This is a genomic window from uncultured Succiniclasticum sp., from assembly GCF_902793885.1.
GTDB lineage: Bacteria > Bacillota > Negativicutes > Acidaminococcales > Acidaminococcaceae > Succiniclasticum.
The window spans coordinates 161,182-173,850 of the sequence record NZ_CADBFF010000001.1 but is presented as its reverse complement, the minus strand read 5'-3'; the positions used below and the strand labels follow the sequence as shown (position 1 = coordinate 173,850).

25 protein-coding genes and 2 other RNA genes are annotated in these 12,669 nt (G+C 46.9%); 12 read left to right on the top strand and 15 right to left on the bottom strand.

From position 1 onward, the window contains the following. Positions 1–4 precede the first annotated feature (4 nt). The 3 genes from QZV31_RS00950 to QZV31_RS00940 all read right to left on the bottom strand — a co-directional run bounded on the left by QZV31_RS00950 (position 5) and on the right by QZV31_RS00940 (position 3,091). A complete protein-coding gene (locus QZV31_RS00950) occupies positions 5–1,489 on the bottom strand; it encodes a terminase (RefSeq protein ID WP_295356870.1) in 1,485 nt (494 codons plus the stop codon). 22 nt (positions 1,490–1,511) lie between these two features. Next, positions 1,512–2,021: a hypothetical protein gene (locus QZV31_RS00945; RefSeq protein WP_295356867.1), complete on the bottom strand. Its 510-nt coding sequence runs from the start codon at positions 2,019–2,021 to the stop codon at positions 1,512–1,514. 527 nt (positions 2,022–2,548) lie between these two features. Then, positions 2,549–3,091, bottom strand: coding sequence for a hypothetical protein (locus tag QZV31_RS00940; RefSeq protein WP_295356864.1), 543 nt, complete (start codon positions 3,089–3,091; stop codon positions 2,549–2,551). A 1,096-nt stretch (positions 3,092–4,187) separates the two neighbouring features. Between QZV31_RS00940 and QZV31_RS00935 the strand changes: the two genes are divergently transcribed. The 12 genes from QZV31_RS00935 (at position 4,188) to QZV31_RS00880 (ending at position 7,498) form a co-directional block, all read left to right on the top strand. Next, complete coding sequence (locus QZV31_RS00935) at positions 4,188–4,511, top strand: hypothetical protein (RefSeq protein WP_295356861.1); 324 nt, start codon at positions 4,188–4,190, stop codon at positions 4,509–4,511. Positions 4,512–4,527: 16 nt separating this feature from the next. Beyond that, positions 4,528–4,746 (top strand): hypothetical protein, encoded by a 219-nt coding sequence (locus QZV31_RS00930; protein WP_295356858.1) that lies wholly within the window; start codon positions 4,528–4,530, stop codon positions 4,744–4,746. Beyond that, an RNA gene (locus QZV31_RS00925) (hammerhead ribozyme type II) lies at positions 4,745–4,811 on the top strand. The genes QZV31_RS00930 and QZV31_RS00925 overlap by 2 nt, the downstream gene beginning before the upstream one ends. Positions 4,812–4,828: 17 nt before the next feature. Beyond that, complete coding sequence (locus QZV31_RS00920) at positions 4,829–5,095, top strand: hypothetical protein (RefSeq protein WP_295356855.1); 267 nt, start codon at positions 4,829–4,831, stop codon at positions 5,093–5,095. A 1-nt stretch (position 5,096) separates the two neighbouring features. Further along, positions 5,097–5,402, top strand: coding sequence for a hypothetical protein (locus QZV31_RS00915; protein WP_295356853.1), 306 nt, complete (start codon positions 5,097–5,099; stop codon positions 5,400–5,402). 4 nt (positions 5,403–5,406) lie between these two features. Beyond that, an RNA gene (locus QZV31_RS00910) (hammerhead ribozyme type II) lies at positions 5,407–5,478 on the top strand. 115 nt (positions 5,479–5,593) lie between these two features. Further along, positions 5,594–5,887 (top strand): hypothetical protein, encoded by a 294-nt coding sequence (locus tag QZV31_RS00905; RefSeq protein ID WP_295356851.1) that lies wholly within the window; start codon positions 5,594–5,596, stop codon positions 5,885–5,887. 2 nt (positions 5,888–5,889) lie between these two features. Continuing rightward, positions 5,890–6,183 (top strand): hypothetical protein, encoded by a 294-nt coding sequence (locus tag QZV31_RS00900; RefSeq protein ID WP_295356848.1) that lies wholly within the window; start codon positions 5,890–5,892, stop codon positions 6,181–6,183. Positions 6,184–6,199: 16 nt separating this feature from the next. Beyond that, positions 6,200–6,340, top strand: a complete 141-nt coding sequence (locus tag QZV31_RS00895) for a hypothetical protein (RefSeq protein WP_295356845.1) — start codon at positions 6,200–6,202, stop codon at positions 6,338–6,340. Between the two features lie 19 nt (positions 6,341–6,359). Then, a complete protein-coding gene (locus QZV31_RS00890) occupies positions 6,360–6,650 on the top strand; it encodes a hypothetical protein (protein ID WP_295356842.1) in 291 nt (96 codons plus the stop codon). 93 nt (positions 6,651–6,743) lie between these two features. Next, entirely contained in the window at positions 6,744–7,280 is a 537-nt protein-coding gene (locus QZV31_RS00885; protein WP_295356839.1) for a hypothetical protein, read from the top strand. Between the two features lie 17 nt (positions 7,281–7,297). Continuing rightward, positions 7,298–7,498, top strand: coding sequence for a hypothetical protein (locus tag QZV31_RS00880; RefSeq protein WP_295356836.1), 201 nt, complete (start codon positions 7,298–7,300; stop codon positions 7,496–7,498). Positions 7,499–7,552: 54 nt separating this feature from the next. Here QZV31_RS00880 and QZV31_RS00875 read toward each other — a convergent pair whose 3' ends face one another. The 12 genes from QZV31_RS00875 to QZV31_RS00820 all read right to left on the bottom strand — a co-directional run bounded on the left by QZV31_RS00875 (position 7,553) and on the right by QZV31_RS00820 (position 12,668). Then, positions 7,553–8,065, bottom strand: coding sequence for a hypothetical protein (locus QZV31_RS00875; protein ID WP_295356833.1), 513 nt, complete (start codon positions 8,063–8,065; stop codon positions 7,553–7,555). 4 nt (positions 8,066–8,069) lie between these two features. Further along, positions 8,070–8,576, bottom strand: coding sequence for a RusA family crossover junction endodeoxyribonuclease (locus QZV31_RS00870; protein WP_295356830.1), 507 nt, complete (start codon positions 8,574–8,576; stop codon positions 8,070–8,072). Next, a complete protein-coding gene (locus tag QZV31_RS00865; protein ID WP_295356827.1) occupies positions 8,557–8,949 on the bottom strand; it encodes a single-stranded DNA-binding protein in 393 nt (130 codons plus the stop codon). The genes QZV31_RS00870 and QZV31_RS00865 overlap by 20 nt, the downstream gene beginning before the upstream one ends. Then, complete coding sequence (locus QZV31_RS00860; RefSeq protein WP_295356823.1) at positions 8,942–9,448, bottom strand: hypothetical protein; 507 nt, start codon at positions 9,446–9,448, stop codon at positions 8,942–8,944. Before QZV31_RS00860 ends, QZV31_RS00865 begins: the two co-directional genes overlap by 8 nt. A gap of 18 nt (positions 9,449–9,466) precedes the next feature. Then, positions 9,467–10,261, bottom strand: a complete 795-nt coding sequence (locus tag QZV31_RS00855) for a DNA adenine methylase (protein ID WP_295356820.1) — start codon at positions 10,259–10,261, stop codon at positions 9,467–9,469. A 108-nt stretch (positions 10,262–10,369) separates the two neighbouring features. Continuing rightward, positions 10,370–10,795 (bottom strand): hypothetical protein, encoded by a 426-nt coding sequence (locus tag QZV31_RS00850; protein WP_295356818.1) that lies wholly within the window; start codon positions 10,793–10,795, stop codon positions 10,370–10,372. Continuing rightward, the gene (locus QZV31_RS00845; protein ID WP_295356815.1) at positions 10,792–10,998 is read right to left on the bottom strand and encodes a hypothetical protein; all 207 of its coding nucleotides are present in this window, start codon (positions 10,996–10,998) and stop codon (positions 10,792–10,794) included. The genes QZV31_RS00850 and QZV31_RS00845 overlap by 4 nt, the downstream gene beginning before the upstream one ends. Continuing rightward, positions 10,991–11,167 carry a hypothetical protein gene (locus tag QZV31_RS00840; RefSeq protein WP_295356813.1) on the bottom strand — a complete coding sequence of 59 codons (177 nt, stop codon included), beginning with the start codon at positions 11,165–11,167 and terminating at the stop codon, positions 10,991–10,993. Before QZV31_RS00840 ends, QZV31_RS00845 begins: the two co-directional genes overlap by 8 nt. Continuing rightward, entirely contained in the window at positions 11,154–11,294 is a 141-nt protein-coding gene (locus QZV31_RS00835) for a hypothetical protein (protein ID WP_295356810.1), read from the bottom strand. The genes QZV31_RS00840 and QZV31_RS00835 overlap by 14 nt, the downstream gene beginning before the upstream one ends. Beyond that, complete coding sequence (locus tag QZV31_RS00830; RefSeq protein WP_295356807.1) at positions 11,291–11,470, bottom strand: hypothetical protein; 180 nt, start codon at positions 11,468–11,470, stop codon at positions 11,291–11,293. Before QZV31_RS00830 ends, QZV31_RS00835 begins: the two co-directional genes overlap by 4 nt. 138 nt (positions 11,471–11,608) lie before the next feature. After that, entirely contained in the window at positions 11,609–11,881 is a 273-nt protein-coding gene (locus QZV31_RS00825; RefSeq protein ID WP_295356804.1) for a hypothetical protein, read from the bottom strand. 223 nt (positions 11,882–12,104) lie between these two features. Beyond that, entirely contained in the window at positions 12,105–12,668 is a 564-nt protein-coding gene (locus QZV31_RS00820) for a hypothetical protein (protein ID WP_295356801.1), read from the bottom strand. Position 12,669: the final 1 nt, after the last annotated feature.

Below are 12,669 nucleotides of genomic sequence, written 5' to 3'. Positions count from 1 at the left end.
CGTGTCACATACTGCCGTATTTTCGCATTTTCCCTTGTTTCCGCAGCTTTGCGAACCGTGCCCGTTTGTTCAACAACACCGGTTGTGCGAAGGTAAGGGCCAATGCGTCACCGAAGTTCGGGGAAGCAAGCCCCCGTTTCTTCATATCGTCCTTGCTTTCCAGTTGCAGCTTTCCTCTGCGGTTGATGGATGCTTCCGGGCCGGTCAGGTCGGTCATAAGTTCCTGCTTATTCTCCAGCGTGCCGCCCTCTTTGAGCCATTTTTTCAGTTCAGACCACATTTCGGCCCGCTTATTGGCGTAATAGTCGTCCACCGGCTTTCCTGCAAAGGGTATCAGTTCCCATGCGTCGGCCCGGCCCATGCTTTTCAGCACGGAATAGATGCCGGTCCCGTAGCCCTGGTCGATAAATCCCTTTGACATGCTGTATTCGTCCTGGAAATAGGCCAGCTTTTCAGCCACACGGGAATCGTCGTTGTTGTTTTTCAATTCCCACAGGACTTTGCAATAATTTCCTTTGCGCAGATACACCACCAGCGTATCTTCACCGGTCCAGGCCGGGTCAACGCCGATCACCACGGGTTCGTTGTCGGCGGTATTTTCCATGCCGAACTTTCTCCCCCGTTTCATGGCTTCTTCCACCAGCGTCCGGCTTATCAGCTGGTTCGTGGCAGCGTTCGGGAACTCGCCTAATACGTGGACTTTCACGAAGTCACTGTCAAGGCCCCATTCTTCCACCCACTCTTCCAACTGTTTTTTGTTGGAAATGCGGACGGTCCGGGAATCTATCTGTTTCTGATGCCAAAAGTTACGGAATTTATTAAAGCAATCAAAAAAGCGCCCATTCGGACGCGTCGGGTTGCCGAAACAACACCATAAAATTTCTGTATTCGCATCAGTTGTTGCACCTTCGACAGTCTCCCATATCACATCAGCGATAGCCGACGCTTCATCGAAGATGATTAAAATCCGTCTGCCCTGGTTATGCAGACCGGCAAACGCTTCCGGGTTCTGCTCGGACCAGGGAATAGCGTCTATGCGCCACGTTTTTTCATGGGCCGGGTCACTGGAGTACAGCGACGTTGCCGTATATTCAAAAAGCGGGTTGCCGATAAACAGTCTATGCCATTTCGCCAGTTCCGCCCACGTCTTTGTCCGAAGCTGTGTATCGGTATTGGCCGTCACCACGCCTTTTGTGTCCTCATACGTGGATATGGCCCATAGTATCAACCAGCTTACCAGCGCCGATTTTCCGATACCGTTGCCGGATGCCACCGCTTCCCGGATTACCTGCGCTATTGTTTTCAGCCCTTTTCCTACATCATCCAGCAGTTCCAGTTGCCATTCCTGAGGCGTCTGCCCTTGCAGTTCACCCTCGCCCCACGGAAACGCAGCCCATACGAAACCAACCGGATCATGCGCAAATTCCCCCAGGAACGCGGCGACCGCCGCTTTATTGTCCGGGGAGAATTCCTGAAATTTTTTTGCCATTTGACCACCTTTGCCCCGCCCCTCATTTTACGGACCCCGTGGGGGTAACATCGATTATTTCAGCAGCTTTCGGCAGTTGTCTTGCCGTAGCCCGTTCCCGTGCCGCTTTGAGCATGTCGGCCACGTTCACGTTGACTCTGACTTCGGACTTATCTTTGAAGCCTCCCTCGCAGCGTATGATATCTTCCGCCGCTTTAATACGGTCAGCAAGAGACGCTTCCAGCCCGAACTGGTCAGACACCTTTCCTTCCATAACTTCCGTCAGGAACGACTTTACCCGGTCCAGTGAAGCATAGCCCTTCGCGGCGTTCCGGTCTATCAAATCCTGCATGTACTGGATGTTCTCCGGTTTCCGCAGTATCTCTTTGCACCGCTCCCGCGCGACCGCTTCACTTGTCTTTGGGAACACCGCCTGATAACTCTTCGCCAGGAGATGCGTCTTGTAATACTCCCTCACTACCGCCTGTTCCTTCGCGGCGTCCAGGATAATATCGACTTCTAATTTTTGCGATTTCTCTCTTCCCTTGTTCATACATTTCCCCGCTGTTCAGCTTGTTCCAAATCTCTTTATGTAAAAAATTGAATAACTCTCCCTGCTTGACAGTCCGTATCAAGAGGAGCGACGCATAACGAGATTTATGTATCTTCGGATTCTTCCGCTGGTTCGGGAACCGTTCATTGTATTCTTCCGTCGTCATGCTCAACGACAGCGAATAGACCGTATAAACCTTCCCCGTTTCATCAGAAACTTTCTGCTCCGTGCTATACAGCAGCACTATGTCATATTGCAGCCGCACCGCCTTTATTAACTTGTGGATCAGTACATGGAAATTTGCCATTCGCGCCCACCAGTTATAGAAAAATTTCACAAATTTATTGAGAGGGGGCTGTGTGTTCAATACCCTACCCCTCACATGTGTTCGGGGTAGGGGGTCTAAGGTTGGAATTTTAAAAAAATTCCTACGGATTATATGCGCGCCCCCGCGCGCCCCGCCGCCGCCCGCACGGTTCCCCCACGCTTTGACGCCTGTTACCCCTGTTAAAACGTAGTTTTAAGTGCTAATACCCCTTGCCGTCATACCTGTCAACGACCCATTGCGGGAGAATGGACCGCAAATCTGTCTCAAAAAGACGGAATAAGTGGTACGAAAGATAGCGACCACGGAAGAAATAACACGGATTCATGTAAATTCTCCCCTGTTCGCTCGCCATGATTCGTTTTTCGTACATGCTGGAGAGGAATCTGTACGTCTGTCTCTCGGATAATTCCAGCCTTTGGGCCAGCATGGGAATGGTCAACGGTTTATACCAGTTGTCATTGCACCGATAAGAGAGCATATTTGTTTCCGCTTCCATGAGCAGAGCGCAATCGTAAAGGTTCGCCTTCTCTGCTTTGGTTATCTTCGGCAGCCCACAGGCCGGAAATATCCTCACTGGCACCTCGTTGAGCCAGTAATGATAGCCGAACTCGTCATTGAATCTTGCATCCTGCCATTCCTTCCCCCATGAAATGCGCTTCGGGTAACTTCTCGCTTCGCCCTGGCGTGCTGCGGATATCCCGCTTCCCAAGATGTACTGCTTCGATTTTCTAATGTCGTCCATTTTTCAGTCCATCATTTTTGAAAATTTTTGTTCAAATTTACGTCCGATAAGATACCTTATGTAAAAAGTTACACTTTTGAATTGAAATTTTTAAAAAGTGTAAACCTGCTCTCAAATCGTCTGACAATTTCTGAATCCCGCTTCCCGTCTGGAATTGAATCGCTTTAATAAGCAAGAACGCTTCCCAATTTGTGACATCTGATGTCAGTAACGCTGACACTGGACGTCAAAACACGATGCCGATTCCAATTTTGCGCCGATTCTCGCTTCGCACCGGATAATCTTGCTTTCCACGTGTTTTTAATAGTTGTGTAGCGGTTTTAGCAAAAACGTGACCGGGATTTTACTTTCTCACTCAGTTCTACTCTTCCAAAAAAAATAAATAAATGATTAAAAATAAATAATTTATTAATAAAAATAAATAATTATTAATTATTTAATTAGTTTTCAGCTTTTCACATAGTGAAACACTGTAATTAGAGATATATCCCTATTTCTCAATGAGAAAATGGGAATCATCTCTGTTCTACCTGGTTCCAAGTTTAACTATGATGCTCCGCCGAAAATAAAAACGTCGCAAAACAGGCCACAACGGCCTTAATTGGCGCTATGTGATAACTATGTTGCGAAACACGGCCAAACGCGCCTACGAGCGTTTTACGTTGAAATAAGGCCATGCTCTTTTATCTTGTTTCCCTAATGTGCGCTTCCTGCCTAAACTGGACTGGATTTAAGCACGAAAGCGCACTGGAAGGGAAGAAAAAGAGAATGGGAACAGACATAGAAAAACGCAGTTCCAAGCTGCTCTCACCCAGCCCGAAACCGCGTTGTATGTGTGTTTTCTATTCTGCTTCCGCACTGATTATATCATAGAACCCAGTAAAAACGCTATTCCATTCCAAAATGCAATGTGAAATATTGTTTACATCGAAAAATTTTTAATGCTTCAAACCCAGTATTCATGCGGCTTTGCGAACCTACACGAAAAAATCTTTAAAAATTATCTTGTTTTCCTATTGACAATCAAGATAGGATATGCTATTCTATTCTTGCCAAGCAATAGAAAAGCAAGATAAAAAACGAAAGGAGAAATGAAATGAAATATCAGCCAAAGGGATTTACAGAGAAACGGCTCCGCGCCTGGGGAGCAGGAACCATCAGCGGGAATACCGAGTACAAGTTCTACAGCCTTGACGAGTACGTGAACATCGAAGCGGAAAGCCGGAACTGGAAACAAGAACAGACGGAATCCTGGAAGGAATACCTGAAAGAATGGATGGACGATGGGAAAGAGTACATCCGGGAGAAGCTGGTAGGATGCCAAATCATGCTGGACTTCATGACGCAGAGCGAAGTCGCGGAAATCCTGAACCGGTACGAAGACGAAATCAATGAAATCGCAGAAGCCAACGGGTTTTGATGAAAGGAGAATGAACATGTACGAAGACAAAGCGAGAATTCTTGAAGCCCTGTGCGAAACTTTGAAACTGACGAGATACGGTAGCGATATTGAGAAAATCACGTATCTGATGGATAAAAACTCCGAGGAATGGGCCATAGTAACATGGAAAGGCGGATACCCAAAGAAAATCTGCATCAGCGGAGATAGCGGAACAGCAATAATCACCGACGTAATGAATCACCTGTTTGAATAGTCGAAACCGGGCGCAATGCCCGGTCTGCCGGAACCAGCCCACCGGCACTGATGAGACAGGCCAAGCGAAAGGAGCATGAAACATGATACACACCTACTCATACGGCGGAAAAAGCCACATCAACGTATACAGCGATATGAATGACTGGATGGACGTGACCTTCACGGTCGACGACAAAGACCGCGCAGACGCAGTACAGACGCTGAGAAAGGCTTACGACGACTGGTTCGAGCCTGTACCCGAAGCAGAGTGCGAGTGCTACGGCGACTGGTTAGAAGCGGCAATGAAAGAAGCCGGTATCGAATACGAAGTAAGCTACGCAGATAGCGATAGTGACGAGGAGGAATAACATGATGATTATGAACATGCACACCGAAAAACTGAACATCAACGACAAAATCTTTTTGGAAGCAGAAGCCCGGAATATCGCAATGATGAAGAGTGTAACCAAAGTTAAACCGGAACACAGGGCAAAGCGTACGGCCAACAGCAATGGAGCGATTGTCGGTTACCTGTACGCCATGCTTCACAGAGGAGAACTGAACGAAAAGAACGTCGAATGGTTGACGGAATACTTTTCCGAAACTTTGCCGAGAGAAATGGAAATCAAAGCCAGTTTTAAGGCAAGGAAGGACATGGAGCAAAAAGCAGTATGATGATAGCCGAAACTGCCCGGTTACTCCGGGCAGTCTGCCGGGAATCGCCGCCCGGTACTGACGATGGCAGGCGGTTGAGGGAAGGAGCAATATCATGAACGAGAAAGACAAAGAGACGTTATACACAATAGCTGTACTGATTATAGCACTGGCCGGAATGACCATTGAGATTTAAGAAAGGAGACACCACCATGAATAAACTGAAAGAAAACGTCCTGAAAGGATATGCCGACGCTTACGCCTGGGCTGTGATGTATGACAACATTCTGCACCAAGATGAAATAAAAATCAGAGAGAGCGACCGGAAGTATTTTGAGGAAAAATACCACGTGCACCTTGCTGTATCTAACGCCATGATACGCTGCCTGAACGCTAACGACCAAAAGACCGTTGTCCCCAAAGCACGGGGAGAAGCCGCTATCAACGGCAAGGAACTCTTCGAACGGTGGAGAACCAATAACCTTAACAAAAGAAAGGAGCACTAAGCATGGGAGAGGTAATCAAAGCCACGGCAACCGAAAAACGGCAGGTGCTGAAAGAAATTGAGCAGTGCGCAGAAGCAGAATTGTACCTGGGTTCCAAAATACTGAGGATGCCTATCGAAGAATCGGCAGAAGACAGGCGGCGCGAAACAATGTACACAGAAAGACGTCTGACAAAGGAAACGCTTGCAAAGATGATGGGGATCCCGGCAGAGGGAATCACCGAAGCGCGCAAAAAAGGCTACGACAGAGCCAACGAAACAGTACAGGAAGCCGACAACAACGGCTGGTGGGATTAAGAAAGGAGTGCAAATCGTGCTGAACGCAGAAAAGGCAATAGAACGGCTGGAAGAGTTACGTAAATTCATCACAGACTGCCCGGAAAGCCAGCTGGTTCCGGTCTGTGAAAACGAAATCAAAATGTTGGAAAAAGAACTGGAAAACTACGGATGGTAAAAGAAAGGAGACCATAGCAATGAACGGATTAGAAATCAAGAGAATCATGGACGAATACGGAGGAAAAAGACAGACCCGGTACAAAATGGTAAGCGATAGCCTTGAATACCTCATCAAAGACCTGCAGAGACTGAAAGAAAAGGTAGACAGGGCAGTGACCGCAGAACCCGATGAATGTGTCAACGTATGGTCGCACCAGTTACCGGAAAACGGACTGAAACTGGTTCGCGACAATATGATATACGCGGAAAAATGTAGCGAAGTCTTGAGTGTGCTGAACGACATGCTCCCGGAACCTGACGCAGAGTAACGTAGCCTTCGGGCTTCGGTAATGCGGTTAGATAATCTTGTATAGCCTATTGTAAAATCAAGATAATATTGGTAAAATGAAAGGAGATTCACTATGTATAACGAAGTAATCAAAAGCACCGACGTAAACGCCACCGAGAAACTGGAAGCTAAAATTGCGAAGCTGAAGAACCTGCAAGAGCGCATGAGGAACGCCAACAAGGCCATTCGCCTGAAGGACGTGGAAAAAGGCAATGCACAATTGAAAGAACAGGGATTTACCGAACAGCAGATTAAGGACCTGCGCACGCCTGACTTTTGCGGGCGTCTCGGCTTCCCTTCCTACGCATTGCAGAACAACAACGCCAATATCCGCCGCCTGGAAGAACGCCTTGCGGAAATCCGGAGAACGAGAGATACGGATACCGAAGCACTGGAAAGGGAAACAGACCTGTACCGCTTTTTCGTGGACGATAACCGCTGTCAGTTTGAGTTCGACGGAAAGCCTGAAGAAAATGTGCGGAGCCTGCTCAAAAGCAATGGCTTCAAATGGTCGCACACCCGCTCCACGTGGGTACGGCAGTTCAATGATAACGGGATGCGCGCTTCCCGGTATGTTATGAGCGCACTGGACGCAAAGGCAGGTGCATGAAAGGAACGTGAGGAACCATGACCGGAAAAAAGAAAAACAAGAAACAGACGTATAATCCTAACTGGGGAGGGCCACGCCCGAACCAAACCGGCAGACCGTCAGACGGTCAGAGACGCCACACAAAAAGTTTTTGGGTAACGGATGCAGAAGCCGAAGCCCTGCAAAACTTCCTGGACGAGTTACGGAACGGCAAGCCCGTGCCTTCGGACGAAGAGTAAAAACAAAAAAAGCCTACCGGGAATATTACCCGGTAGGTAATTTTTTTATGTCTTTTAATAAAGTTTCCCAAACGGAGATATCAGGCCAATGTTGTAAGCATACTGGTGAGCATAAAACAAGATGCTGGACCGTGTGGTATAATATGTGCCTTTCGATATACGTGGCACATGTCTCATACACGTCTGCCGCCAGTTTTCCATATAATCGCCCATCAGGTAACGGCTACGATATATATGTTTTGTCACGCCATCCGCGCAGTCGTCATAGAAGCGTTTACGCGTCGCCGCTTCTACCAGTAACCACTTCTCCGGTTTTGGAATATACCGTTCGTCACGTTTGTTATTGATTGCCGGTCCATATGGGCAATGGATATAGGCTATCGGTTCCACAGCCCGGATAGCTTTCAACGCCGTCGGATCCGATACCCGCATGTGCCCGGTAGTCCCGCCGCCGGTATGGCCATGTCCGTTGTCGTCTTCCCTCTTCTGCTCCACGCAGACTCGGATATCTTCTGCATGGCACAGAATAAATTCGATTAAAGAATCTATATCCTGCTGGTATTCCAATTTCTTATCCTGCCTTACTGTGAGAGCAGATAGTTACTTCTAAACGGGGCTGTTCGCTATAATACTTGTGGCAACTCATATCTACGATACGTGCATCATCTGTCCACAAAATACCGTTGAGCGCGTCCAAAACGCCTTTAAGGTAGTTATCCCCGTCCGGGCGGGTAGTCGGCCTTATCAAGGCCGCCAAGGCCGCTTCCCTGGCTTTTTTGGAAAAGCTTTTGGGGATATTGCGGAACACATTCACATTGATGCTAATAGCATCGTCGAACGGTTTGAAACTCGGCATGTTGGCGTATACGTCTTTGGTATATGCCTTAATCAGGTTCTTATAGTCTACACTCTTCTTCGGGTCAAACGCTTTTACAAATCCACCGTGCGAAGAGAAGCGCGGCCTGCCTTGCGGTACAGGTTCTCCGTTGACAACAAGAGTGATTGTCATGCCCTGTTCGTTGGAAGCCACCGTAACCATTTTTGTCACCTCGCAATCCCTAAAAATTATCCAGTTCATCCATAGGCATTTCCGTACCCATTGCGCTGAATCCGTCGCCCTGCTGTGTCTGCTGCTTGTTCTCCACGAAGTTGAAATCATCCACGTACAGCCGCAGGGCAGATTTGTTCTGACCGGTCTTCTTGTCCTGCCAATGCTCCGTGCGCAAGGACCCTTTAACCAATATCTTGTCTCCCTTGCCGAAGTTATTGCCTATCAATTCCGCTTTCTTATCGAACGCAACACATGGGATGTAATCAGCATCATACTTGCCTTGCTGGTTCTTATAATTTCTCGTCACGGCGACAGTAAAACCGGTCACGGCCTTTCCGTTCTGCGCATACCGCACATCCGGGTCTTTCACAAGTCGGCCAAACTCGATACATTCATTCATTCCCTTTTGTCTCCTTTTCGATGATTTTTGCAATCACCTTCCCGATAATGTCAGGCCCCATCTTTTCAAAATCTTCCTTGCTGATTGCGAAAACTCCGACACTTCCCTGTTTCTTCGTTTCGCAGTCGTCACAACAGCATTTGCACTCGTTTTCTTTTGCACATGCTTCGTTTGTGGCTCCTTCGCGCCGTTCTTTGTCGGCATCTATCATAATCATGCCGATAATACTGTAAACGACGATATCGCCCAGGCTCTCCCTCACCTTCTCGCCGTCAATGCAGTTGTTGTAAACGTGGGCAACATGCTTATTCATATAGCCCTGAAGTACTTTGTACATGCCGGGAAAATCTGCCGGTCCGTTCGGGTACATAATCTGTGCGCCGGTTTTAAAATTAGCCAGTGCGTCCATATCCCCGTATTGCTGATTCTTCTTTTGAACCAGTTCCCACATATCATCCAAAATCTTTCTGAACTTGTTTAAAAACTCGTCTTTTCTCATATGCCTTACCACCTTTCTTTAAAATAATCTCTGCTCAAATGTAACCTTTGGGTTTAAAAACACTATTTCTTTTGCGCTGCCGCCTGCGTTGGTAGCGACTTGCATACACTTTTTATCCCAGTCTGATAATGCGGCTTCATAAATGGGATCATCATAAGCACTAATGATGCAGGGTCCCTTGTGCTGTAAACATAACTCTAAAAGCTGTTCATGTTCACTTACCGAAGAAAACTCGTGCCGGTAATGTAGGTTTGTTCTGTCTCTTTTCAGGTATGGCGGGTCCACATACAAAAGAGTGTTTTTGCTGTTGTACATGGGAATCAGTTCCAGCGCGTTCATGCACTCTATCTGTACTTGTTTCAGCCTGGTTACTACGTTTAAAATCCGGTCCGGTAATATCGACCAGTATTTTGGCCTGAATACTAAATTGGTTCTGTCGTGCGCCCATGATGCCTGCCGGTTTGTTTTGCCGCCAAAGCCCTGCCACGTTCTCACCAGGAACCGGCGGGCTGCTTCCACCGGGTCCACATACTCTAACGGTTCAAGTGACGCAAGATATTCATCTCGGCCATACGGAGTCATTTCAATGCGCTTTGCCAATTCTTCCGGGCAGTCCCGGCATACGGAAAACAGATTTATGATTTCCCCGTCAATGTCATTTATGGTTTCGGTACCGGACGGACTTTTATTAAAAAATACAGCCCCGCTGCCAAAAAACGGTTCCAAATATACTTCGTGCCGGGGAAACATGTTTACTATCCACGGCGCAATTCTCCATTTGGCTCCTGGCCAGCGTAATACCGGTTCTATCATGCCTGTTTCAACCTCCGCAGCCGTTTCTTCACGTACAGTAACCATCCGAACGGAAGCGGGTTCTCTTTATTGTCACTGGCCTTTACCCATTTCCGGTAGCATACCTTGTCACGTTTCAGAGGGCATAGCTTGAGAATCTGTGCATTGCGCCTGGTGTTTTGCATTTTCTTCCTCCCGTTTCATTTCCACCAACACATGAGCGATACGTTCAATCGCCCGCTCCATAAACTTATGCTTCAAGGAATTTTCATCTTCCGGCGCAAACGGTAAGAAGAGCGTGTGTAACAGTTCGTGCACAAGCACCACTTCCATATCATACGGGCATTGTCTTCCTCTTGCGTCTGCCGGATCCAAAAGGTTAATTGCAGCATCCACGCTTTCTATGCTGTGCCATATCTCGCCGTCGGTGTCCTCGCTGTCCATTCTGTTTTTAGGCAAAATATTCACGTTGATATTCCACTCCTGGAGATGTAACCTTTCCTGCCATTCCGCGCACAGCGTCTGTAATTCTTGTAACCGAGTTTCAACCATCACCAAAATCCGCCTTTCGCTAAAACGTAACACTCAAAAATGTTTACCAATGTGTGAATCACAAGATTTAATTCAGCTTCTTCTCGCTGTTTCGCAGCTTGTATGAGATATTTTTCCTTGCTTTGCGTCATTCTCATGCAACCAGCAGTAAATTGAAAAAGTATCATGCCAAGCATAAGCCATTGCGGCCAGTTCCAATTACTCATCTCCCACCTCCGTAACACTCTCAATAACAAAATCCTCTTTTTTGTAGTGCCGGAATATCAGGTCATTGAACACTATCTTCTTTGCTTCGTCAGCGTTCTCCGCCAAGACCGGCGTAACCGTCCTGCCTGGAATCTTTGGATGTTTCACTGTCACATTAAAAGTCTTCATAATCATCACCCGGGAAATCAAGACACGTGAAATGTAAAACAACCGCGAACGCCGCAATAGCGCCAAGTCCGTACACAAATCCTGTTGCAAAGACTGTAATGAATTTAACCAATAAATCCATCATCATTGTTTTCCCTCCAACTGTTCTAATAAATAATCTACTACCTTCATCATCTTCGGTTTTGTTAAAGACGTTTTAGAAACACTCTTCCAGGCTACCCGAATCGCTTCCAGTTTTTCCTTGTCCGTGTATTTGCTGGAAGAGATGTTTCCGCAAATAGATATTGCATCGTGGATCCGCATTTCTATTCTCCCCTTCCCTTTACATTTCGGGCACTCATAATCCACAAACCCGTTTATGACTGTTGAATAATATCCATAAAGCCCGCTGCCGTGGCATGTTGGGCATCTTATTGTCTTTTGCACGTTCTTTTCACCACCTCAAAGCTGACATTGCGGGTGCTCGGCGGAGTAAATCATATTGTCAATTTGTTCCGGTGATTCTTCGACGTAGAGATCCGCTTCGCCGGTATGGTTAAACGAAATATAACTTTTAGCATTAGCATAGTGTTTATCGTAGTAACTGCTACCGCTATTGCTAAACCGTTTTGACCCAAAACTGCATATTTTATCGGCATTCACATAGATAATCCTGTCTTTTAACTGCCTGTTGTCCGGCTGGTATGCGTTTGTGACTGTAATTATTGTCGCCATGTGCATCACTCCTTTCTTTAAAACAGACTGATGTTATCAATTTTGTTTTTGCGTTTCTGTTCCCTCTGCACATGCGGTTCGTTGTTCTCATTCATCCCGCAATAATCGTAGTATTTGCAATTGTTCGGGCGATATATGGACTTTTCTGACATCGTAACGCCCTTGTGGTTACAATACACGGCATCGCCCATACAGAGATTTGCGCAGTACCGGCAGTATTGTCTCATCTCTTCCACTTCCTTCTGAATCGCCAGTTTGGCCATTGCTTTCTGGGAACAAACACATGAATCAGTCCAGCCCGTAATGTTTCTTTCCTGATAAGGGTTAGTATCGTTTTTGTTCGTAGCGCCTCCTGCATAAAAAACTCTTCTCTAAATTTCCTTGCAATAGCCTGTTTTTTTTCTTCCTCCGCTCTTAATTGCTCGGCGTATGCTTGCCGTTCTTCGCACGTTTTTTCGTCACGCCACGCCTTATTCCATTGCAGGTATCCTTCGGGGATCGTCGACGTGGTGGTTTCCATGTGTGCGCCGCAGTTTTTACAAAAATACTTTATTTTTGCCATGTATGGCAGCATGACTTTCTTTGTTATGACCGGCATATCAGGATTTATTCCGCAATGGTTCAGACACATCACTCCTTCTCTTGTCGCCTGCGTAGCATCAATGACCATTTCAAAGCTGCCACATTTCATGCAGCGCGGTATTACCATCACGTCAGAGAAAAGGCATTGCGCCCGCAAAATTCGATTATCCAAAATGCTTTCGTAATCAATGTCCATTGGATTCATT